Source organism: Natrialba asiatica DSM 12278 (assembly GCF_000337555.1).
GTDB classification, from domain to species: domain Archaea; phylum Halobacteriota; class Halobacteria; order Halobacteriales; family Natrialbaceae; genus Natrialba; species Natrialba asiatica.
Genome location: NZ_AOIO01000030.1, coordinates 67170 through 89438 on the forward strand (window position 1 = coordinate 67170; position 22269 = coordinate 89438).

General features: G+C 62.9%; 28 protein-coding genes. 16 read left to right on the forward strand and 12 right to left on the reverse strand.

Features of this window, described 5'->3' with window-relative positions; translation table 11 throughout:
• Positions 1-46: 46 nt before the first annotated feature.
• Positions 47-427: a response regulator gene (locus C481_RS11800; RefSeq protein ID WP_006109446.1), complete on the forward strand. Its 381-nt coding sequence runs from the start codon at positions 47-49 to the stop codon at positions 425-427.
• Positions 428-501: 74 nt separating this feature from the next.
• Positions 502-1164, forward strand: a complete 663-nt coding sequence (locus C481_RS11805; RefSeq protein WP_006109447.1) for a protein sorting system archaetidylserine decarboxylase — start codon at positions 502-504, stop codon at positions 1162-1164.
• A gap of 96 nt (positions 1165-1260) precedes the next feature.
• On the opposite strand, the gene C481_RS11810 is transcribed toward C481_RS11805, so the two are convergent.
• A complete protein-coding gene (locus C481_RS11810) occupies positions 1261-3528 on the reverse strand; it encodes an AAA family ATPase (protein ID WP_006109448.1) in 2268 nt (755 codons plus the stop codon).
• Between the two features lie 162 nt (positions 3529-3690).
• Between C481_RS11810 and C481_RS22955 the strand changes: the two genes are divergently transcribed.
• Positions 3691-3825 carry a DUF7128 family protein gene (locus C481_RS22955; protein ID WP_006109449.1) on the forward strand — a complete coding sequence of 45 codons (135 nt, stop codon included), beginning with the start codon at positions 3691-3693 and terminating at the stop codon, positions 3823-3825.
• Between the two features lie 56 nt (positions 3826-3881).
• Here C481_RS22955 and C481_RS11820 read toward each other — a convergent pair whose 3' ends face one another.
• Both C481_RS11820 and C481_RS11825 read right to left on the reverse strand, forming a co-directional pair.
• Positions 3882-4127: a DUF7508 domain-containing protein gene (locus C481_RS11820; protein WP_006109450.1), complete on the reverse strand. Its 246-nt coding sequence runs from the start codon at positions 4125-4127 to the stop codon at positions 3882-3884.
• A gap of 1 nt (position 4128) precedes the next feature.
• Complete coding sequence (locus C481_RS11825) at positions 4129-4620, reverse strand: DUF5796 family protein (RefSeq protein ID WP_006109451.1); 492 nt, start codon at positions 4618-4620, stop codon at positions 4129-4131.
• A 131-nt stretch (positions 4621-4751) separates the two neighbouring features.
• Here C481_RS11825 and C481_RS11830 point away from each other — a divergent pair, with 131 nt between their 5' ends.
• Positions 4752-5630, forward strand: coding sequence for a shikimate kinase (locus C481_RS11830; protein WP_006109453.1), 879 nt, complete (start codon positions 4752-4754; stop codon positions 5628-5630).
• Entirely contained in the window at positions 5627-5962 is a 336-nt protein-coding gene (locus C481_RS11835) for a chorismate mutase (RefSeq protein ID WP_006109455.1), read from the forward strand. The genes C481_RS11830 and C481_RS11835 overlap by 4 nt, the downstream gene beginning before the upstream one ends.
• Before the next feature lie 66 nt (positions 5963-6028).
• On the opposite strand, the gene C481_RS11840 is transcribed toward C481_RS11835, so the two are convergent.
• From C481_RS11840 to ribH, 8 genes are all read right to left on the reverse strand, one after another.
• On the reverse strand, positions 6029-6955 hold the full coding sequence (locus tag C481_RS11840; protein WP_049904621.1) for a DMT family transporter: 927 nt from the start codon (positions 6953-6955) through the stop codon (positions 6029-6031).
• Positions 6956-7014: 59 nt separating this feature from the next.
• Positions 7015-7353, reverse strand: coding sequence for a helix-turn-helix domain-containing protein (locus C481_RS21960; protein WP_161605633.1), 339 nt, complete (start codon positions 7351-7353; stop codon positions 7015-7017).
• Positions 7354-7716: 363 nt separating this feature from the next.
• Complete coding sequence (gene hisH / locus C481_RS11850) at positions 7717-8361, reverse strand: imidazole glycerol phosphate synthase subunit HisH (RefSeq protein ID WP_006109458.1); 645 nt, start codon at positions 8359-8361, stop codon at positions 7717-7719.
• A 248-nt stretch (positions 8362-8609) separates the two neighbouring features.
• Positions 8610-9602, reverse strand: a complete 993-nt coding sequence (locus C481_RS11855) for an arsenic resistance protein (protein WP_006109459.1) — start codon at positions 9600-9602, stop codon at positions 8610-8612.
• 124 nt (positions 9603-9726) lie between these two features.
• Complete coding sequence (locus C481_RS11860) at positions 9727-9939, reverse strand: hypothetical protein (protein ID WP_006109460.1); 213 nt, start codon at positions 9937-9939, stop codon at positions 9727-9729.
• 120 nt (positions 9940-10059) lie between these two features.
• Positions 10060-10869: a helix-turn-helix transcriptional regulator gene (locus C481_RS11865; RefSeq protein ID WP_006109461.1), complete on the reverse strand. Its 810-nt coding sequence runs from the start codon at positions 10867-10869 to the stop codon at positions 10060-10062.
• A 169-nt stretch (positions 10870-11038) separates the two neighbouring features.
• Entirely contained in the window at positions 11039-12187 is a 1149-nt protein-coding gene (locus C481_RS11870) for a pyridoxal phosphate-dependent aminotransferase (protein WP_006109462.1), read from the reverse strand.
• Between the two features lie 41 nt (positions 12188-12228).
• Positions 12229-12663: a 6,7-dimethyl-8-ribityllumazine synthase gene (gene ribH / locus C481_RS11875; RefSeq protein WP_049904642.1), complete on the reverse strand. Its 435-nt coding sequence runs from the start codon at positions 12661-12663 to the stop codon at positions 12229-12231.
• 221 nt (positions 12664-12884) lie between these two features.
• Between ribH and tuf the strand changes: the two genes are divergently transcribed.
• A complete protein-coding gene (tuf, locus tag C481_RS11880; RefSeq protein ID WP_006109465.1) occupies positions 12885-14150 on the forward strand; it encodes a translation elongation factor EF-1 subunit alpha in 1266 nt (421 codons plus the stop codon).
• 1 nt (position 14151) lies between these two features.
• Here the strand turns inward: tuf and C481_RS11885 are convergent, their stop codons facing one another.
• The gene (locus C481_RS11885) at positions 14152-14469 is read right to left on the reverse strand and encodes a hypothetical protein (protein ID WP_006109466.1); all 318 of its coding nucleotides are present in this window, start codon (positions 14467-14469) and stop codon (positions 14152-14154) included.
• Positions 14470-14679: 210 nt separating this feature from the next.
• On the opposite strand from C481_RS11885, the gene C481_RS11890 reads away from it, so the two are divergent.
• The 10 genes from C481_RS11890 to nuoK all read left to right on the forward strand — a co-directional run bounded on the left by C481_RS11890 (position 14680) and on the right by nuoK (position 22269).
• Positions 14680-15888, forward strand: a complete 1209-nt coding sequence (locus tag C481_RS11890; RefSeq protein ID WP_006109468.1) for a 5-(carboxyamino)imidazole ribonucleotide synthase — start codon at positions 14680-14682, stop codon at positions 15886-15888.
• Between the two features lie 15 nt (positions 15889-15903).
• Entirely contained in the window at positions 15904-16542 is a 639-nt protein-coding gene (locus C481_RS11895; RefSeq protein WP_006109469.1) for an AIR carboxylase family protein, read from the forward strand.
• A gap of 243 nt (positions 16543-16785) precedes the next feature.
• Complete coding sequence (locus C481_RS11900) at positions 16786-17199, forward strand: NADH-quinone oxidoreductase subunit A (protein ID WP_006109470.1); 414 nt, start codon at positions 16786-16788, stop codon at positions 17197-17199.
• Positions 17200-17215: 16 nt separating this feature from the next.
• Positions 17216-17923 (forward strand): NADH-quinone oxidoreductase subunit B, encoded by a 708-nt coding sequence (locus C481_RS11905; RefSeq protein ID WP_006109471.1) that lies wholly within the window; start codon positions 17216-17218, stop codon positions 17921-17923.
• Positions 17920-19596 (forward strand): NADH-quinone oxidoreductase subunit D, encoded by a 1677-nt coding sequence (locus C481_RS11910; protein ID WP_006109472.1) that lies wholly within the window; start codon positions 17920-17922, stop codon positions 19594-19596. The genes C481_RS11905 and C481_RS11910 overlap by 4 nt, the downstream gene beginning before the upstream one ends.
• Positions 19593-20681, forward strand: a complete 1089-nt coding sequence (locus C481_RS11915; RefSeq protein WP_006109473.1) for a complex I subunit 1/NuoH family protein — start codon at positions 19593-19595, stop codon at positions 20679-20681. Before C481_RS11910 ends, C481_RS11915 begins: the two co-directional genes overlap by 4 nt.
• A complete protein-coding gene (locus C481_RS11920) occupies positions 20678-21139 on the forward strand; it encodes a NuoI/complex I 23 kDa subunit family protein (protein ID WP_006109474.1) in 462 nt (153 codons plus the stop codon). Before C481_RS11915 ends, C481_RS11920 begins: the two co-directional genes overlap by 4 nt.
• 40 nt (positions 21140-21179) lie before the next feature.
• Entirely contained in the window at positions 21180-21470 is a 291-nt protein-coding gene (locus C481_RS11925; protein ID WP_006109475.1) for an NADH-quinone oxidoreductase subunit J, read from the forward strand.
• The gene (locus C481_RS11930; protein ID WP_006109476.1) at positions 21467-21964 is read left to right on the forward strand and encodes an NADH-quinone oxidoreductase subunit J family protein; all 498 of its coding nucleotides are present in this window, start codon (positions 21467-21469) and stop codon (positions 21962-21964) included. Before C481_RS11925 ends, C481_RS11930 begins: the two co-directional genes overlap by 4 nt.
• Complete coding sequence (nuoK, locus tag C481_RS11935) at positions 21964-22269, forward strand: NADH-quinone oxidoreductase subunit NuoK (RefSeq protein WP_006109477.1); 306 nt, start codon at positions 21964-21966, stop codon at positions 22267-22269. Before C481_RS11930 ends, nuoK begins: the two co-directional genes overlap by 1 nt.

The window sequence follows — 22269 nt, forward strand, 5'->3', positions numbered from 1 at the left end:
TCTGCAAGAAGAACTATTAGACGAACCTGTGTCACTGCCACCATACATGCCATCTCACAGCGTTCTGCTCGTCGAAGACAGCGAGTTCCTCACGGAACACGTCAGCAAGACGTTACGGGAGGAACACGGCTTCGAGGTCGACGCGGTGGCGACGGCGGCCGCAACGCGGACCGCGCTCGCGGAGGGAACGTTCGACTGTGTCGTCTCGAGTTACGAACTGCCCGACGAGACCGGCATCGGACTCGCAGGCTCGCTCTCCGAGGAGGGGGTTCCGTTCGTGCTCTTTACCGGGAATTCGCTCGAGCCGCTCGTCGACGAGGCGCTCGCGGCCGGCGTTTCCGCGTTCATCAGCAAGAGCACCCACGCGACGGGCGAGATGAACGTCTTTGCGAACCGGATCCGACTCGCGATTCGGGCGGGCACGTAGCGTGACCCACACCGCCGTGACTCGGGCACACGTCCATCCGTAACGACCATACAACTCGCTCGCCTTCTCCCGTTATGAACCTCGCGCCGGGAGCCTGGAAGTACGCCCTCGTGCCGCTGCTCGCCGCGCCCTTCGCGTTCGTCTTCAGCGTGACGGCGAGCGTCGTCGCGCTCGCGCTCGGCGTCGGAACGCTCGCCTTCTTCCGCGATCCGGAGCGCACGCCGCCGCCGACCGGCGTCGTCGCCCCCGCCGACGGCACCGTGTCGGTCCTGCGCGAGGAGGGCGACCGCGTCCGCCTCGGCACCTTCATGAACGTCTGGCACGTCCACGTCGTCCGCGCGCCCTTCGCCGGAACGGTCACCGACGTCGAACACATCCCCGGCGCGAACAAACCCGCCTTCTCCAAGGACTCCGATCGAAACGAGCGCGTTCACGTGCGGTTCGGAACTGACCCAGACTCCGCCAGGAACCGGCTTCCGACCGACAGCGAGGCGACCGTCACCTTCATCGCCGGGGCGTTCGCTCGCCGAATTCACCCCTACCACGATTCCGGTGCGACGCTCGAACGCGGCGACCGCCTCGGCCACATCGCCTTCGGCAGCCGCGTCGACGTGCTCTTCCCACCCGCGGTCGACATCGACGACATCGCCGTGACCCCCGGCGACTCGATGACCGCCGGGGAGACCGTGATCCTCGACGAGGGCCCACTCGAGGAAGCCGACGTCCCCGGTGCGTAATCCGCGCCGTCTCCCTACTCCTCTTGCGTAACCCGTAGCCCGAAACCGGTTTCCCGGCACGCGACAGCGCTCGACAGCACGCCACACGAACCGCCGCTACGGCGTATCGACGTTCTCCCGCGCCGCCTCGAGATGCCGGCGCTCGACGACGACCTCGTCGGCCCGCTCGTTCGCTTCGCCCGGACTGAACTCGTCTGCAACCTCGCGGATCGCCTTCATCGAGGCGTCCCTGACGAGCGCTTCGAGATCCGCGCCGGTGTAGCCCTCGAGTTCAGCCGCCAGTTCGTCGAGGGCCACGTCGTCGCCGAGGGGTTTGCCGCGGGTGTGGACCTCGAGAATCTTCTCGCGGGCCTCGCGGTCGGGGTCGCCGACGTAGACGTGGGTGTCGAGGCGGCCGGGGCGGAGGAGGGCGGGATCGATCTGGTCCTTGCGGTTGGTCGCCGCGAGGACGACCAGGTTCGGATTTTCGCGCATCCCGTCAAGTTCGGTCAGCAGTTGCGAGACGACGCGTTCCGTGACTTCGTGTCCCTCGCCGCGAGCGGCGGTGATGGCGTCGATTTCGTCGAAGAAGACGATGGAAGGAGCGGCCTGGCGGGCGCGTTCGAACACCTTGCGGATGGCCTTCTCGCTCTCGCCGACGTAGCGGTCGACGATTTCCGGGCCGTCGACGCGGACGAAGTTTACCTCGGTTTCGCCGGCCAGCGCACGGGCGAGCAGCGTCTTGCCGGTGCCCGGTGGGCCGTAGAGCAGGACGCCCGAGGGCGGCTGGGTGTTCGTCGCCTCGAAGAGGCGGTCGTAGGTCAGCGGCCACTCGACGGATTCCCGAAGCGTCTGCTTTGCGTCCTCGAGCCCGCCGACGTCGGTGAAGTCCGTGTCGGGTGACTCGGCGACGTACTCGCGCATCGCCGAGGGCTCGACGGAGGCAAGCGCCTCGTCGAAGTGGCGTTTTTGTACCGTCGGGTTCCGGTTCCACGCCTCGCGGTCGTCCGTCTCGGCCGGCCGGTCCCGGATCGCCGCCATCGCGGCCTCGCTTGCGACGCCGTCCAGGTCCGCCCCGACGAAGCCGTGCGTCCGACGCGCGAGGGCGTCCACGTCGACGTCGTCCGCGAGCGGCATCCCGCGGGTGTGGACCTCGAGAATCTCCCTGCGTCCCGTCTCGTCGGGAACACCGATTTGAATTTCGCGGTCGAACCGGCCGCCGCGACGGAGTGCGGGATCGATGCTGTCGACGCGGTTCGTCGCGCCGATGACGATCACTTCACCGCGTGCGTCGAGGCCGTCCATCAGCGTCAGCAACTGGCCGACGATCCGGTTTTCGGCGTCGCCGTCGTCGTCTCTCGTCCCCGCGATCGAGTCGATTTCGTCGAAGAAGATGATCGTCGGGGCGTCCTCACGCGCCTGTTCGAAGGTCTGGCGCAGCTGCTCTTCGGATTCGCCCTTGTACTTCGACATGATCTCCGGTCCCGAAATCGTCACGAAATGGGCGTCAACCTCGTTCGCGACCGCCCGGGCGATCAGCGTCTTCCCGGTCCCGGGCGGGCCGTACAGCAACACGCCGGAGGGCGGTTCGACCCCGAGCCGCTGGAACAGCTCCGGCTCCGACAGCGGGAGTTCGATCATCTCCCGCACGAGTTCGAGTTCGTCGTCCAGGCCGCCGATATCTTCGTAGGTGATGCCGGAACTGGCTGTACCGTCTGGCGACTGCTCGCCAGTGGCTGGCGACGACGAGCCGCCGGCTGTACCGCCAGCTGTACCAGTGCCCGTGCTCTCGTTGTCACTCTCGGCCGCTGTACTCGAGTCGGTGCTGCTACTGGTACCGGAGCCGGCTCCACTCCCCGCCGGGCCCGTGACGCGGACCGTCGTTGAACTCGTGATTCGAACGTCACCGCCGGGGGTCGTGTCGACGACGGAAAACGGTTCCTGGCCGATGCCTTCGATTCTGATCTGTTCTCCGGCACGCACCGGTCGGTTTCGCAGCGTCTTGGCCGCCTCGTGTTCGGCGACTTGCTGCTGGCTGTCCGACAGCGTCGGCGGCGGCGTTAGTGTCACGCGCTCAGCGTCGCGGATCGAGGACGTGTCCTTCGTTCGAATGGTGACCGTATCGCCGACGTGAACGCCGGCATTGGCACGGGTGTCGCCGTCGATCTGAATCGCGTGTTCCGGAATCGACGCGTCCGCGGGCCACATCTTTGCGACGGTCGTCTTTCCGCTGTCACCCTCGCCTTCGATGACGATCGTATCGCCGCTGAGAACGCCCAGCTGCCGGCGAGCAAGCTCAGGGATTCGGGCGACACCTCGGCCCGCGTCGCGCTTCTCGGCTGCTTGTACCGACAGCGAGATGCCGTCGGAATCCGACCCACTCATACTCGGTTCTTTCGGCCGCGTCGCCTTGAGAATTACCCACGTCACTCCCGCCTCGCGAGAGGCCCCGCTGGGAGGAAACGGTCTTTGTCTCCCCTGCCACACCAGCGACACGTCTCAGTGTGCTGGAGCAATGCCTTTGGGTATTCGTGGCCAACTCTCGATATGGTGGTCCAGACCGAGCGGGACGACGCCACCTGGTACGAGTGTGAAACCTGCGGGCTGCTCTTCGACGAGGAGTCCGATGCAACGGCGCACGAAAAACGGTGTGACGGAGCTGATCCGAGCTACATTCAATAACGTCCTGTACCCGCGACGGTCTCGATGAGTCGGCAGCCGATCAACCCGCAGGCGGCCTACTCGAGCCGTTCACGATGAGACGCAGCGAGTTCACCTGCGCGATCGAGCGTGTGCGTCTCGGTCCAGCGGACGCGGTCGCCGTCGCCGTAGGCAAGCGCCGTCTTCAACTCGTCGCGCAAGACACCGTGGCCGACCGACAGCACCGTGCCGGAGTCGTCGCCGAGTTCGTAGACACCGGGCCGATCCGGCGCGCTTGCGACTGCCTCCCGGTCGAGCGTCGTCCAGGCTTTTTGCAGCGGCATGTTACGCGGTGGAGTCCTCACGATGCTGTTCAGGAGTGTCGTCTGACTCGTCGGCAGCGGATTCGTCGGCAGCGGGAACGAGCTCGTAGGCGTGTTCGCTCAGTTCGTCCTCGGCGAAGACGAACACCCGCCCGTCGACCAGTGAGAGGTCGGCCTCGACGCGGATCGAGTAGGCGTCCGTCGAGACGGACACGCCCGGATACAGCACTTCTTCGTCGTCACCGCTGAGAATCACGCGACCGACGCCGGTCGTCTCCAGAATGTCGTCGTGGGTGTCCCGGTCGTTGACGTAGGTCATGACGCCCTCGACGCCGTCGGGGTCGGTGACGAGGACGTGAACGTCCTTCCCCGGCGGGGTCTTGATCGATCCCGTGACGGGTTCGGGCGGCCCGTGGTAGAAGACCTCCCGACCGTCGAGGTACTGGACGACGACCCCGCCCTCGACGAGATTGACGGTGATCGTACTCGGAGCGACGTTATTGCGTGCGCTCATTGCGCAATCATTCGGTCGGAGTCGGGAAAAGCGGTGCGTTCTCGGCGGTCGCCGCTCAGTTTCGATCCCCATCCCAGAGAAGACTTGTCAGAACCGCCAGCCGTAAATACGCACTCTGTGAGTCTTCTCGTATGGATGGCCGCGCCGTCGCACCCGCAGCCGGAACGGTCCTCAACGCCCTTGCAACAGGAATCGGTTCGGCCTTCGCGATCGACCTCGAGACGACCGCGACGGTCGAACTTACCGACGGTGACGAAATCATCGGCCGAGTCGACGGCCACCCGGACGCGGACACGACGCTCATCGAACGCTGCGTCGACCTGACCCTCGCGGAGTTCGCCGCGTCGGCCGGCCTCGACGAGTCCACCGTCGGCGCTCGCGTTCACACCGAAAGCGACGTGCCGATGGCCGGCGGGCTGAAGAGTTCGAGCGCGGCGGCCAACGCCACCGTTCTCGCGACGCTCGATGCACTGGCAGTCAGCGACGCCGTCGATCGCATCGACGCCTGTCGACTCGGCGTCCGCGCCGCTCGCGACGCCGGCGTCACCGCGACCGGCGCGTTCGACGACGCCAGCGCGAGCATGCTCGGCGGCGTGACGATCACCGACAACACGAGCGACGAACTGCTCGCCCGCGACGAACCCGACTGGCACGCGGTGATCTATACGCCGCCGGCACAAGCCTACAGCGCCGACGCCGACATCGCCGCCTGCGAGCGCGTCGCGTCGATGGCTGAACTCGTCGAAGAACTCGCACTCGATGGCCGCTACGGCGAGGCGATGACGGTCAACGGCTTCGCCTTCTGTGGCGCGCTCGAGTTCCCGACGGGACCGATGATCGACGCGCTGCCGGACGTAACCGGAGTATCGTTGTCCGGAACCGGACCCAGCTACGTCGCCGTCGGCGACCGCGACACGCTGGCCGACGTTCGAGAGCGGTGGGACGAGCGCGAGGGAACGACACGATTACTGCAGACCCGCACCGACGGGACACGTATTCAAACACCATGACGCAAGATTCAGCTTCGAACGGAGACGAGACGGCAACGGGGATCGAGGACCGAACACCGGACGAGATGGATCTCGAAGAACTCCGCGAGGAGATCGAGACGATCGATCAGGAGATCGTCGAACTGATCGCGCAGCGAACCTACGTCGCGGATACGATTGCAGCGGTCAAAGACGAGAAGGACCTGCCGACGACCGACGAGAAGCAGGAGGAACAGGTAATGGAACGAGCGGGGCAGAACGCAGAGCAGTTCGACGTCGACGCGAATCTGGTGAAGGCGATCTTTCGGTTATTGATCGAACTGAACAAAGTTGAGCAGCGCGAGTCCCGGTAACACACACTAAGGTCTGGTTACGCTTCAATCAGTATGCCGTGCGTCGAAAAACAGTGTGGATCGATTCTATTCGGATGGATTTCGGAGCTGAATCGAGTCGGTCTCACTACTTATTGCTTCGCGTTTTAACAGGACGAATCCGACAAAAATCACGATAAAGCCGATAATGGAGACGATATCGAGAGACTCGTTCAGAACGACCCATCCGGACACCGCTGCGAAGACTGGGGCGACATACGAGACGAGATTGATTTCGATTGCACCGACCTGATCGAGTAAATCGAAATAGATGAAGTAGCCAACCGCATTGGCAAACACCGCGAGATACACGACAGCGAGAATCGCCCCCGTCGTCAGTTCGACATCCGTCACTGACTCCGATGGCAGACTGGTACTGATCCCGTGCAATAGGACGGCACCCATTGCGTTCGACCAGGCGACCATTCCCTCGGTCGAAATATCACTCTCGACACGTTGAGTGAGTACACTCCCGAGTGCAACACAGACCGCAGCGAGCAGCACGAATCCCGGAAAAATCAAACCGCCACTGAGCAGGTTCGATGGATCAGGACGAGCGACCAAGCCAACACCGATGAATCCGAACAGGAGACCCAGACTCCCGACGAGAGTCAGTCGCTCACTCGGCAGGAACACTCGTGCAAAACCAGTGGCCAAGATTGGATTCATAGCAACCAGAATGGCTGCCACGGCACTCGTCACGCCTTGCTGTCCGACGAAGAGAAACGCATTATAGAGCCCGATAATGAGCGTCGCACCGACGAGAACGCTCGTCCAATCACTCCGAGTTTTCGGCTTCCAGTGGTCAGATACGGAGGCCGCATAGCCGAGCATCACGACGCCTGCAATATCGTACCGAAAGGCTGCGAAGAGAACTGGAGGAACGAACTCCAGCCCTGCTTTGATGACCATGAATGCGGTACCCCAGAGAATCGAAAGCAGGAGGAACAATCCCCCGTTTCTGAACTTGCTCACGGAGAGCCGTTTGTCGGTAGTAGAATAAGACGGGAGCCTGACACAGCAGGTGGTGCGAGTCAGGACAGATCCAACAGTTTCTGCTCGGCCTTGTGGAGATGTTCATGGATAGTCGAAGTCGTCACATCCAGTTCCGCGGCGAGATCGCTCGCTGTCGCCTCTTTCGGATGTGCGTAGTAACCACGGCGTCGTGCTAGCTGGAACACTTCACGCTGACGCGGTGAGAGGTTGTAAAGTGGGAACTCCCCTCCACCAACGCGGGTATCCACTTCCGATATACCGATGAGTTCGATTTTCGCGGCTTCCAAATCACGAACTTCGTCTAGCGCGATTTCGATTTCGTGTCTGTCGTTGTGGGTTAGTAACGTCCAGTGCTCGACACCCTTGCGGATGTCCACTGGCGCACCATAGACGAACCCTCTGGCTGTCAAGGCGTCGCTAACCTGCTTGGTCGGGTCGTGTTCGACTAGCAACTCCCGTTTCGCTTTTCCTGGGGCGATAGGAGCGACGTGCTCATTTCCTCCCGCTATTTCGGCAACGGAGAACGTGTGTCCCGATGCACGAGCGACCTCAACCCCCTCGTCGAGTTCGGTAGACTGGTCACGAACAATGTGACGTGACTGTTTGCCCGCCGATCGTCAGTGTGGTACACGCCACGTCCGAGAACCCCTACATCGACTTCGGACGCGACTTCGATGATCCAACATTCGGGGTGGCGAACCGCCAAATCAACTCGGTGGGTTCGGTCAGATCCGTGAGCGTTACTCGACGGTGAGTTGTTCATCGTGAAACGTTCGCGCGTAGGTCACGAAGTTCTGAAGAACGCGAAGACCCAGCTCACCGCTCTTCTCCGGGTGGAACTGCGTCCCCATTACGTTCCCCTGTTCGTTTGCAGCGATAGCAGCAAAGTCGAACCCGTAGTCACACGAGGCAACCGTGTGACTGGCGACTTCCGAACCGTACGAGTGGACGAAGTAAGCGTATTCCCCGTCTTCGATACCGTCCACGAGCGGATAGTCTCGCTCGACGGTGAGTGTGTTCCAGCCCATGTGCGGAACCTTCACTTCGTCGTTCGGCAGGCGTTCGACGAGTCCCGGTATGAGGTCGAGGCCATCGATGGTTTCGCCGTCAGGTGCGCCCTCGGTACTCTCCGTGAACATGAGTTGCAGGCCGACACAGATACCGAGAATAGGCGTATCCTCTGCGGCCTCGACGAGGACGTCGTGGAAGGGCTTCGAGTTACGAACGCATTCCTCGAACGCACCGACACCAGGGAGAACGAGTGCCTCCGCCGACGCAATCTCTGATGGATTATCAGAGATTGCCACCGTCGCATCCGCCCGTTCCAGCCCCCGCTGGAGGCTTCGGAGGTTCCCGACCCCGTAATCGATTATGGTGACTTGCACACCGAGTGTAAACCGTGCCGTGGTAAATCGTTTCTCGTTCCGCCGAACCTACCGTTCTGATGACTTTCTTCGATGGAATCCAGAAACCGGTAAAGTCCACGCGACCGTGTAACGTGAGTTATTGGCCTGAAAAGGTCGAGCAGCGTGATAAGCGGTAACTAGTACGATATATCGATTATCGGCTCTCCCATACTGTTTCGACAGACTATTTCAACGGCTTATACCGGCGTCAATACGGATTCGTCCGCTCAATCGCCGCTCGACGGCGATGTCGCCGTCTCCCAGACGTCTCGCTCTCGCAGTTGCAACAGGAGTTGCGAAGCGACGCTCAACAGCGGGAGTTCAAGCAGCGGGCCGATCACCAGCGCCAGCGGAATAAGGGGTTCGTTGGGGAACGCGACAACTGCGATGGCGAGCGCCGTCGGCGAATTTCGTGAGAGAATCGTACAGTTGAAGCACGCGACTTCTCGATAGCTGAAATCGGCGAGTCGGCCGATCCCCAGTCCGAGGACGAAGTTGACGACGTAAAATACGACCACCGGAATCGCCAGCAAGAGCAAAAGTCCCGGATTTTCGAGAATAACAGCCCCTTGCGAGGCGAACATCGCGGCGATTGCGAGCGCGAGAAAGAGGATCTGTGCCGGTCCGAGTGCGGGAAGAAGCGTTTCCTCGAAGTACGAATTACCCGTCACTCTCGGAAGCGTCGCTCGACCAACGGCGGCAAGCACGAGCGGAATAACGAGAACGAGGAGGACGCTTTCAACGAGGGTACCAAGCGGGAGTACGACCAGCTCCCCGGCGAACGCGTAGAGGTACACCGGTAACAGCACCAGTTGCAGGACGAGGTTGTAGGGGAGCAACGATGTTGCGAGCGAAACGTCTCCTCGCGCTATATCGGTGAAGATGAGATACCAGTCGGTACACGGCGTGACCATCAGCATGATGAGTCCGACCCAGAGCGCAGGATGGCCGCGCAAGAAGACGAATCCGAGGCCGACCGCGAATAGCGGATTCCAGACGAAGTTGACTACCAGGCTCAACCCGACGACGCGACGATTGCTAAACGCCTTTCGGAGCCGTGTCAGGGGGATCTGGAGGAAGGCCCCGAGAAGCATCACGAGAAGAAACGGAAGGATCAGTTGTTCGGCAACGGCCGGGATTCCGCTGATTTGGCCGAGAAGAATCCCACCGGCGATAGCCGCGATGACGACTACCGTTTGGTACTTCTCGATCGGATTCACCGCGTCGTTCTACGGTGATAGCACAGTTAAGCAGAGCGATTGACCGAGATGCACGCTGCTCCCGATGCTCGGGGAACTCGGGACGCTGGCATCCCAAAAGGGAGGAGTTCCGAGTCGCCGTCGGTCAGACCTCGACTTCGGTAACGTGTTCCGCTTCGATTTCGTCGCGGGTGTACTCCTTTCCGTGTCGTTCGCGAACGTGATCGCGCGTGATTTCTACCAGTCGGTCTTTGTCCTCCTCCTCGGTCCGCATGAGGAAGACACAGCCCGAAACTTCGGTGTCACACGCCACCTGTAGCGCTGTTTTCGTCTCTTCGTCGGAGTGTTCGATGGCCATAGTACAGTCTCCGCGAGAGGCTACGCCGTGAACTCGCATGTAGGCACCGAGTGGGTGGTATGCACGCCCTGACTCGCGTGCAGTTGCTGCAACCGTCCATCGGCTACGAGCCGTCACACGTCACTCGCTTACCGATTCGAGCGTGAGCGGTCGCGACTCGTGTCGGCAGCGCTCGAACGCCGATTCCGCCCATTCGCGCGTCGTCGGCGCGTCGGTATCGAGCAACAGTTGCACCGCGCCGCTCCGTCGGTCGGCGCAGCTAACGGCGACGCGATCGTCGAAGAGACTGATTCCGTAGGGCGGCAGGTCGTCGTGTACGCGGACCGTGAGATTCCCGCTTTCGAGCGGCCCGGCACAGTGCTCTCCGTAGGTCGCGAGAATGTAGCGGGCGACGCTCGGCGGGTCGATGATTTCCGTCCGCATCCCCTCGAGAACTCGCTCTCGAAGCTCGTCCTTACAGGGTTCGAGCAGGGCGATATCGAACCCGACGAACCGAAACTCGTCCGTCTCCTCGAACAGGGATGCGAATCGGTTCACCGGCCGGTACGGCGCATCGACCGAAGCAACCGTCACGACCGCGTCGGCCGCCATCTCGACGGTGAACCCGCTTTCCTCGTTCGGAAGCCACTCCCAGGTATCGCGAAGCTTCCGCTCGGTTTCGAGCCGGTCGATCAACTCCCGCAGCCCCGCCGCGACGAACGCGCCCAACTGCGTCGTTTCGTACCGCTTGCCGGTCCGCCTGATCCAGTTGCGCTCTTCGAACGCCCGCAGCGCCCGCCCGATCGTGGACGACGACGCCCCCGTCTCCCTTCGAAGGGCAACTCGACTCCGGGGCCGGTCGGCCAGCGCATCGAGCACGGCCACGCGATGTTCCGACCGCGCGAGGAACTCGATGTCGTCGAGCGGCGTGCTCGTGGCTCTCGACATCATGGTACTAGTACGCACACACTCGACATAGCTGTTCGGATCCTGAGCGCACATCACCTAAACGGCTCGCCGCCGATCCGGTTCAGGCTGCGCTTAACGACTCGTCCGAATTAGCTTCCCGCTGGCAGTCGACCGAACTCGTGCGAAAACGGCGGTAGTCCCGTCCGGCGGGTTAGAGATAGTCTTCTTCGGCGAGGCGTTCGATCCCTTCCTCGAGTCGTTCTTCGCTCGCCGCGTACGAGATGCGGGCGTAGCCGGGCGTTCCGAACGCGCTGCCGGGAACCGTTGCGACGTGGGCGTCCTCGAGCGCTCCCTCGCACCAGGCCTGATCGTCGTCGGCGACGGGGAGCATCATGTAGAACGCGCCGTCCGGAACCGCAACGTCGACGTCGTATTCGTCGAGCAAGTCGATGACGAGTTCACGTCGCTGGCCGAAGGCGTCGACCATCTGGGTGACGGCGTCGTCGGTGTTTTCGAGGGCTTCGACGCCGGCGTGTTGGACGAAGTTGACGGCCGACGACACGGAGTGGCTGTGGAGTTTGCCGGCCTGGTCGATCAGGTCCTCGGGGCCGGCGAAGTAGCCGAGCCGCCAGCCGGTCATGGAGTAGGCCTTCGAGAAGCCGTTGACGGTGATGGTGCGGTCGGCCATGCCGTCGAACGTTCCCAGACTGGTGGGTTCGACGCCGTAGGTGATCTCCTTGTAGATCTCGTCGGAGATGACGGTGATGTCGTGCTCGACGGCGAGGTCGCGGACGCCCTCGAGTGCGGCGTCCGTGTAGACCGCGCCGGTCGGGTTCGACGGCGAGTTCACGATGAGCAGCTCGGTTTCGTCGGAGACGGCGGCCGCGAGGTCGTCGAGGGCGGGTTCGAGCTGGAAGTCGGAATCGGAGAGGTCGACGCGGGTGAGGTCGCCGCCGGCCATCTTGACCATCGCCTCGTAGGAGACCCAGGCGGGGTCGAGCAGCGCGACCTCGTCGCCGTCCTGAATCAGGGCCTGGACGATCTCGTAGAGCGCCTGCTTCGCGCCGGGGGTGACGATGATCTCTTCGGGGCCGTGGTCGAGGCCGTCAGCGGCGAGTTTGGCCGAGATGGCCTCGCGGAGTTCGAGGATGCCGGCGGAGGTCGTGTAGCCGGTGTGGCCGGCGTCCATCGCGTCCTGGCCGGCGTCGACGATGTTCCGCGGCGTCGGGAAGTCGGGTTCGCCGACGGATAGATCGACGACGTCTGCGCCCTCTTGCTCGAGTTCGGTGGCGAGCGCGGAGATGGCGAGGGTTGCGGACGGTTCGACTCGGGTCAGGCGGTCGGTGAATTCCATGGTCATTGCTGGAACTGGGTTCGATTTCGGGATGCGTCGTGGTCGTTTTAATCGGCGGTACGCGACGGTGACTCGGGATCGGGGAGTTCGTCGACGAGATCGAGCGCGCTGTCGACCGCTTTCGCAGCGTTTTCGATGCGCTCGCGGGACTCGGCCGCGGACATGCCGGGGCCGGTGACGCCGAGCGTGACGGGGGTGTCACGCTCGAGGCTCACGTCTGCGAGCCGCTGGGCGGTCGCGTCGGAGATGACCTGATCGTGGTCGGTGTCGCCGGTGATGACGGTTCCGATGACGGCCACGGCGTCGACGGCCTCGAGTCGCGCGAGGCGGTCGGCGGCCAGCGGGGCGTCGTACACCCCGGGGACGTGGACGATGTCGTGCACCTCGGCTCCCGCGGCCTGGGCTGCCTCCGCGGCTTCGTGCTCCATCTGCTCGGTGATCGGTCGATTGAACTCCGCGATCACCAGTCCGAGCGCGGTCATACGCGAGCCGAGGTGAGCGGGCGTAAAAGAGGTACCGTTCTCGCCGAATGTATCCGCGAGTCGGAAACCGACGGCGTCGGCTGGCTTGCCGGGAAAGCGGACCGGTCCCATTATCGCCGGTACCGGACCCATATATAGCGTTTCTGTACTGTCCAGCAAATACCGCACAAGGGTTTAGGAGTACATATCGAGTAGATCCCGCTAGCGGCACACCCACCACCATGAGTGCAAGTCAACACCAGAATCTGGCCATTATCGGCCACGTCGACCACGGAAAGAGTACGCTCGTCGGGCGACTCCTCTACGAGACGGGGAGCATCCCCGAGCACGTCATCGAACAGCACCGCGAAGAAGCCGAAGAGAAGGGCAAGGGCGGCTTCGAGTTCGCCTACGTGATGGACAATCTCGCCGAGGAGCGCGAACGCGGCGTCACCATCGACATCGCCCACCAGGAGTTCTCGACGGACGAGTACGACTTTACAATCGTCGACACGCCGGGCCACCGCGACTTCGTCAAGAACATGATCACGGGCGCGTCCCAGGCGGACCACGCCGTTCTCGTCGTCGCTGCCGACGACGGCGTCGCGCCCCAGACACAGGAGCACGTCTTCCTGGCTCGCACCCTCGGTATCGACGAACTCATCGTCGCCGTCAACAAGATGGACGTCGTCGACTACGAGGAGTCCACCTACGACGAGGTCGTCGAGGAGGTTACCCAACTGCTCAATCAGGTGCAGTTCAACACCGCAGACGCCTCGTTCATTCCCGTCTCGGCGTTCGAAGGTGACAACGTCTCGGACGTCTCCGATAACACGCCGTGGTACGAGGGCGAAACCGTTCTCGAGGCGCTCAACACATTGCCGGAGCCGGAGCCGCCGACGGATGCACCGCTTCGACTGCCGATTCAGGACGTCTACACGATTTCGGGTATCGGGACCGTCCCGGTCGGCCGCATCGAAACCGGCGTCATGAACACCGGCGACACCGTCTCCTTCCAGCCCAGCGACGTGGGCGGCGAAGTAAAGACGATCGAGATGCACCACGAGGAAGTGCCGAAGGCCGAACCCGGTGACAACGTCGGGTTCAACGTCCGCGGCATCGGCAAGGACGACATCCGCCGCGGCGACGTCTGCGGCCCGGCCGACGATCCGCCGAGCGTCGCCGAAACCTTCCAGGCCCAGATCGTCGTCATGCAACACCCGTCCGTGATTACGGCCGGCTACACGCCGGTCTTCCACGCTCACACGGCACAGGTCGCCTGCACGATCGAATCCATCGATCAGAAGATCGACTCCTCGAGCGGCGAAGTCGCCGAGGAAAACCCCGACTTCATTCAGTCGGGCGACGCCGCCGTGGTCACCATCCGACCCCAGAAGCCCCTCAGCATCGAACCGTCCAGCGAAATCCCCGAACTCGGGAGCTTCGCCATCCGCGACATGGGCCAGACCATCGCGGCCGGCAAGGTCCTCAGCGTCAACGAGAAATAACTCAGCAAGCGCGCGTTCGACTCGCGGATTCGCGAACTCGCAATCCCGAGAACCGCCGAGTTCGGGATCGCTCAGTAGTGGTCCATCGCGCCGCGGTCGCGAGTTCGCTCGACCAGAGACAGAGAGACGAGTAGCCGCCGACGAGGCAGCCGACGCCGGTGACGAGCAGCGCCACGAGTTCGGCGAGCGGGAATTCCCGGAGTTTGGTTCCTTCTAGCATCGCGAGCGTGATGAGGTTGCTTCCGGGGCTGACCGGGAGGAGGACGAGAGCGGGGGCCTGGACCGCACCGGGTGTAGTGATCAGACCGGCGACCGTCAAATGCGGTTTCGACCGTCGCGGGCGGCCGACCGAGTTCCGTCGAACTATCGAACCAGCACGGGTTCGTTCGCGACCGTGTACTACGATGCTAATGGCAAATTGTTTTCACCTTCGGGATACTCGGTGACTATTATCTCCCGGCCAGCCGGTACAGTTCGTTCGCTCACCGATTGCCAATTCTTAAGCGGGGTCACCGTCAATGCCCGCCCAATGACGACGTTACAGACGCCAGGACCAACGATCGGCGTCGTCGGCGGCGGCCAACTCGGGCGCATGCTCGCGGAGGCGGCAGCACCGCTCGGCGTCGAGGTCGTCGTCCTCGATCCGACGCCCGACTGTCCGGCCGCACCGGTCGCTCGCGACCAGATCGTCGCGGACTTCGACGACGAAGCCGGCATTCGCGAACTCGCCGCTCGCGCCGACGTGCTCACCTTCGAAATCGAACTCGCCGACCAGGACGTCCTCGAGCGCGTCAGCGAGGACTCCGGCACGCCGGTCCACCCCGAGCCGGCGACGCTCGAGACGATCCACGACAAACTCGTCCAGAAACGCGAACTCGAGGACGCGGGCGTTCCCGTCCCGCCGTTTCGAGCAGTCGACGACCCCGCGGACATTCGCGCGGCGATCGACGACTACGGCGCGCCGGTCATGCTCAAGGCGCGAACCGGCGGCTACGACGGCCGCGGGAACGTTCCCGTCGAGTCCAAAGCGGACGCCGAGGCCGCACTCGACTCCGTCGCCGGCCCCGCAATGGTCGAAGCCTTCGTCGAGTTCGAGCGCGAGATTTCGATCATCGCGGTCAAGGGAGCCGCCGAACGGAACTCGGCGAATCGCGAGGATGACCCTCGCGACGACCACGAAATCGCGACGTTTCCGATCGGCGAGAACGTCCACGAGGACGAGATTCTGCGGGAGACGATCGTGCCGGCGGGCTCCTCCGACGCGGTTGCAGAACGAGCCCGCGGGGTCGCCTCGGATGTCCTCGACGTGATGAAGGGGCGCGGCGTCTACGGCATCGAATTGTTCGAAACGAGCGACGGCGAAATCTTGCTCAACGAAATCGCCCCGCGCCCGCACAACTCCGGCCACTGGACCATCGAGGGCGCACAGAGTTCACAGTTCGAACAGCACGCGCGGGCCGTTCTAGGGTGGCCGCTCGCCTCGACCGATCTCCGGTCGCCGACGGTGTCGGTGAACCTGCTCGGTGACGTCGAGGAGTCCCAGTCTGCGACGTTGCACCACGCGGATCGGATTCTCGAGACGCCGGGTGCGGCCCTCCACTGGTACGGTAAGCGGGAGGCGCGACCGCTGCGAAAGCTGGGTCACGTGACGCTGTCCGGGCGCGACGACGAGACGACCGCCGAATTACTCGAGACCGCGCGCGAACTCGAGCGGTCCGTTACGTTCACGTCGGAGTGACCGCCACTACCCACTATGAGTGACAGCGTTTCCGACCTGATCGACCGACTCCACGAGGAAGCCACACAGGACCGTCCAACGGCCGAGACGCCGGACATCGGCATCGTGATGGGCAGCGACTCGGACCTCGAGACGATGCTGACCGGCGGCAAGCGCCGCGGAGCCTACGACGCGTTCGTTGATGAACTCGGATTCGCCGAGCAGACCGACTACGAAAACGCCCCCGACGAGCGGTTTACGTTCGAAACGTACGTCACCTCGGCCCATCGGACGCCGGACCTGATGGCGGCCTACGCCGAGACGGCAGAAGAGCGCGGGCTGGAGGTTATCATCGCCGGTGCGGGCGGGAAATCCGCTGATCTGCCGAATATGACCGCCTCGATCGCGTATCCGCTGCCGGTCATCGGCGTCCCCGTCCAGGAGAAGTCCGTCGACAGCGTGATCGGGATGCCGACCGGCGCGCCGCTCGTCGCCGTCGACGCCGGCAAGTCCTTCAATGCCGCCCTCTCCGCCGCACAGATCCTCGCTCGCCAGTACGACGACGTGCGCGACCGTCTCGTCACCTACCGCGAGGGACTGCGCGACGACGTCGGTACCGTTTCCCGCCAGCTCCACGACGAGGGGACGCCTGCGTTCCGAGAGCGCGAGCAGTAGTCAACGCACCCCCAGCCACTGCCCCGGCGTAGCCGTCCAACGTTCATCGTTCTTCATTGCCGCTCCTATCGTCCGTACTCGGCCACATCGCGATTCGCTCGCGTGGAAACGACTACGGCGAGTATACGCCAAGTATACGGACAGACCGTTTATTCCTGATCTCTCCGCTTGGCCCGTGTTGACCCGGAAAACGAACAATCAACCCTTATGTGCGTGCGGTTTAAACTCCCGAACGTTACGGAGATGAACGATTGGATAGCGATCGGGGCGCTCGCGCTCGTCGGAGTCCTGATACCGCTCAGTATGATGGCGGTATCGGCGCTGCTACGTCCGAGTGTGCCCGAAACGAGCAAACGTGCCACCTACGAGAGTGGTGAGGTTCCGACCGGCGGCACACGCGTCCGGTTTAACATCCAGTACTACATGGTTGCGCTTCTGTTCCTCATCTTCGATATCGAAACCGTCCTCCTGTTTCCCTGGGCGGTCGTGTACCTGGATGCCATCGAATCGGATGCCGTGTCGCTGCTCGATATCCTCGGCCCGATGGTGCTTTTCGTCGCGATCCTGCTCGCGGGACTCGCATGGGCATGGCGAAACGGGGCCGTCCAGTGGGCACAGACACCTCGTCAGGTAGACACGGAGCGGAATCGACCATGAGCACGAGTCAGACACCATGAGTAGCGACGAACCACAACAAACGATTCACGACAGCACAGCGCCGTCGACGGACACCCGTGAGGCCCGGATCGGCGAGGGTGTCGACGATCGCTTCAACTCCAGACTTCGCGAGGCGTTCGGCGCGTCGCCGTTCATCCTCACGAAGTTCGACGAGTTCATGAACTGGGTGCGCGGGAACTCGATGTTCATGCTCCAGTTCGGCATCGCCTGCTGCAGCATCGAGATGATGCACACGTACGCGATCAAACACGACCTCGACCGATTCGGGGCCGGCGTTCCGCGCGCGTCGCCGCGACAGGCCGACGTGATGATCGTTCCGGGAACGATCGTCTCGAAGTTCGGCCCGCGCATGAAGCGCGTCTACGATCAAATGCCCGAACCCAAATTCGTCGTCGGGATGGGGTCCTGTACGATTTCGGGCGGTCCGTTCCAGGAAGGGTACAACGTCGTCAAGGGTGCCGAGGAGATCATCCCGATCGACATTCACGTCCCCGGCTGCCCGCCGCGACCTGAGGCCCTGATATACGGCGTCCTCAAACTCCAGGAGCGGATCAAAAACGGCGAGTCCTCGGCCGTCGTCGTCAAACCGTACGAACTCGAGGAGTTCGGCGACCTGCCGAAGGACGAACTGGTTCAGAAACTCGCAGACCAGATCGACGAGGACGACCTCGTCATGCGGTATAACTGGGCTGATTCACCATGAGCACGGGCACGGAACCCGAGGTCGAGTCGGAACTGACACAGCCAGCGTCCGGCACCGACGAAGCCGAACTCGAGGCGCTGCTCGGTGACCGCGCGATCGCACGCGAGGAACACCTGAACGCACCGGGATTCGTCATCAATCCCAACGACGTGCAGGCCGTCCTTTCGGACCTTCGGAACGAGGCCGGCTACGACCACCTCTCGTGTGTCACCGCACAGCAGTACGAGGACCGGTACGAGTCGATCTACCACCTGAAGAAGTTCGCCGACCCGACCGACGAACTCAGCATCGTCGTTCCGACGACGAGCGAGAATCCGGTCAGCCAGAGTGCCGAGCCGGTGTTCCGGACGGCCGACTGGCACGAACGAGAGGCCTACGACCTCATCGGCGTCGAATACGAGGGGCACCCGGACCTCCGGCGGATTCTCCTGCCCGAGACCTGGCAGGGACATCCGCTCTCGAAGGATTACGACCAGGAAAAACCGCAACTCGTCACGCTGACGGAGCATCAGAACCCGATTCAACCGGATCACCGGGACGCCGAATCGGACACGATGTTCCTGAACATCGGGCCGCACCATCCGGCAACTCACGGTGTCCTTCACGTCGAAACGGTACTCGACGGCGAGACCGTCGCCGACGTCGAGCCGGATATCGGCTATCTCCACCGGTGTGAAGAGCAGATGTGTCAGTCGGGGACCTACCGCCACCAGATCATGCCCTACCCCGACCGCTGGGACTACGTCTCGGCGGGCCTGTTGAACGAGTGGGCCTACGCGCGGGCGATCGAAGATCTGGCCGACGTCGAGGTCCCCGAGTACGCGCAGGTCATCCGGACGATGGGTGCCGAACTCTGCCGGATCGCCTCGCACATGCTCGCACTCGGAACGTTCGCACTCGACGTCTACGGCGAGTTCACCGCGACGTTCATGTACACGTTCCGCGACCGGGAGGTCATCCAGGATCTGCTGGAGGATCTAACGGGTCAGCGGATGATGTTCAACTACTTCCGGGTCGGGGGCGTCGCCTGGGATCTGCCCGAACCGCGCGAGGAGTTCTTCGCGCAGGCGCGAGACTTCCTCAACGAACTCCCGGCGAAGGTCGCGGAGTACCACGACCTGATCACGGGGAACGAAATCTTCCAGACCCGGTGTATCGACACGGGCGTCTTAGAGCCGGACGTCGCGAAAAGCTACGGCTGTACGGGCCCGGTCGTTCGCGGCTCCGGTGTCGACTACGATCTCCGTCGTGACGACCCCTACGGGTACTACGACCAACTCGATTGGGATGTCATCACGCGCGACGGCTGTGACAACTACGCGCGAGTCCTCTGTCGGATGGAAGAAGTCGAGGAGTCCGCAAAGATCATCGAGCAGTGTCTCGACCTGCTCGAAGAATGGCCCGAAGACGAACGCGACGTCCAGGCCAACGTTCCCCGGACGCTAAAGCCGGACGCCGACACCGAAATCTACCGGGCCGTCGAGGGTGCCAAAGGTGAACTCGGCATCTACATTCGCTCCGACGGGACGGACAAACCCGGTCGATTCAAGATCCGAAGTCCGTGCTTCTCGAACCTACAGGCGCTCGCCGAGATGTCCGAAGGGGAGTACATCCCCGACCTGATCGCGTCGCTCGGCAGCCTCGACATCGTCTTAGGTGAGGTGGATCGATGAACGCGGCGACAACCACGCCGATTCAGTCGGACGTGCTGTTACCCGAGCGTCTCGGCGATCTCACCGGCCTGAACGAGTTCGGCCTCGCCGGCGAGTTGCTCTCGACGCTCATCGGTGCGGTCATCGTCGGGAGCCTGATCCTCACGATGACCGCCGTCGCCGGTCCCTGGGCGAAGCGAAAGATAACGGCCTCCTTTACGGACCGCATTTCGATCAACCAGATCGGACCGGCCGGCATCGGCATCATCATCGCGGACGCGGTTCGGATGCTCTCGAAGGAGAACATCATTCCGGAGAACGCGGACCGGCCGGCCTACGACCTCGCGCCGATCGTCATCGTGGGGTCGGCGCTGCTCGGCTTCGCCGTGATCCCGATGGGAAGCGGTATCCAGCTCGCGGATCCTGAAGTTGGCCTCGCGTTCGCCTTCGCCGTCGCCGGCATCGCCTCGATCGGCCTCGTGATGGCCGGCTACGCCTCGGGTAACAAGTACTCGCTACTCGGCGGCTTGCGCGCCGTCGCACAGAACGTCGCCTACGAGATCCCGCTCGTCGTGACCGGGATGTCCGTCGTGCTGTTTGCGGGCTCGCTGCAGATGGGTGCGATCGTCGATGCACAGAACACGCAGACGCTCGTCGATCTCGGAGTCGTCTCGATTCCGGCCTGGTACGCCCTCGTCAACCCGTTCGCGTTCGTCCTCTTTCTGATCGCGAACTTCGCCGAGGTCGGACGCAACCCGTTCGACATGCCGGAAGCGCCGGCTGAACTCGTCGCAGGGTACCAGACCGAGTACTCCTCGGTCTACTTCGTGCTGGTCTATCTCGGCGAGTTCCTCCACATCTTCCTCGGCGGGGCGATTATCTCGACGATCTTCCTCGGTGGACCAGCCGGTCCGGGGCCCGCTGCACTCGGTATCGTCTGGTTCACCCTCAAAATTTGGGGCGTGTTCTTCCTGACGCAGTGGCTGCGCTCGGCGGTGCCGCGCGTACGAATCGACCAGCTTATCGAGATCGGCTGGAAGGGACTGCTCGTCCTGTCCTTTGCGAATCTCGGACTGACTGCGGCAATCGTAGGGGTGATAGCATGATCGGGGTACTCAAATCGATGGCAACGACGATGAAACACGCACTGGACGGCTCGACGTTCACGGTGGAGTATCCGAGCACGGCACCGGACGTATCGCCGCGGTTCCGCGGCGTCCACAAGTTCAGCCAGGAACGCTGTATCTGGTGTCGTCAGTGCGAGAACGTCTGTCCGAACGATACGATCCAGATCGTGATGGACGACAAGCGAAACGGCGAACAGTACAACCTCCACATCGGCCAGTGTATCTACTGCCGGCTCTGCGAGGAGGTCTGTCCCGTCGACGCCATCCTGCTCACGCAGAACTTCGAGTTCACCGGCGATACCAAACACGACCTCGTCTACAACAAAGAGGAGCTGAAGTCGGTACCGTGGTACAAGGATATCGACCCGCTCGAGTCGCGCGAACCGGACCGGGGCGCGTGGATCGGCGAGGGAGACGGGGAGGTCGATTACCAGTAACTGGGTCGCCCGTCCCCGAAACGGGCAGTCTGACACAACAATGATATACGAGCAGATCGCGTTCGCGCTGTTTGCGTTCATCACGCTCGCCAGCGCGCTGGGTGTGGTTCTCTTGCGGGAGCCGTGGCACTCGGCGCTCATGCTCGGCGTTGCGCTGTTAAGCATCGCGGTCCACTTCGTGATGCAGGCGGCCGAGTTCGTCGCGATGATGCAGGTTCTCGTCTACGTCGGCGGGGTGCTCATCCTCATCACGTTCGCCGTGATGCTGACGGAGCGCGAGGACGCGACAGACGATACGGAGACGAACGCCGACGAGGTGGTACAGACATGACGACCAAGCCGCGACTCCGGGTCGGGCGGGTGCTCCTTCCGGGCGTCCTCGCGGTCGGCCTCTTCGGGCTGATGGCGCTGATCGTCCTGAATACGAGCTTCGGCGGGAGCCAGGGATTCCCCGAGAGCATTGCGATCACATCCGAACTCGGATACGCGATGTTCGGACTCGAGGAACTCCAGTCCACCGCGGGATCGATTCCGAACACGGAGTCGTTCCTCGCGGCGTTCTTCCTGATCGCCGTCGTCCTCGATGCAGCCCTCGACGGGGCGATCGTCCTTGCAAAGCGCGAGGAGGAGGGGAAACCGGTCGTCGCACTGCCGAGCCAGCGTGACGATCCGGACACGACCCGATCCGCGACAGGACGCGAGACGGCTGCGGATGGCGGTTCGGATTCGACCGGGAGCGTGACAGCTACCGGATCCGACGCCGATTCTGCTGCTGATTCGACGACCGCCGGCAGTGGCACCGACGACACGGGAGGTGACGCCTGATGGCGGTCGAAGTTCAGTACTACGTCCTCCTGTCGATGGCCCTGTTCTCGATCGGGCTCTTCGGCATTCTGACGCGTCGCAACGCACTGTTGTTTCTGATGTCCGTCGAACTCATGCTGAACGCGGCCAACATCAATCTGATCGCGTTCGCGTTCTATCACGGCAACCTCACCGGGCAGGTGTTCGCCCTGTTCACCATGGCGCTCGCCGCCGCGGAGGTTGCGATCGGACTCGGAATCTTGCTGGTGTTGTACCGTAACTTCCGTGACGTCGATGTCACGGTTCCAACGACGATGAGGTGGTAA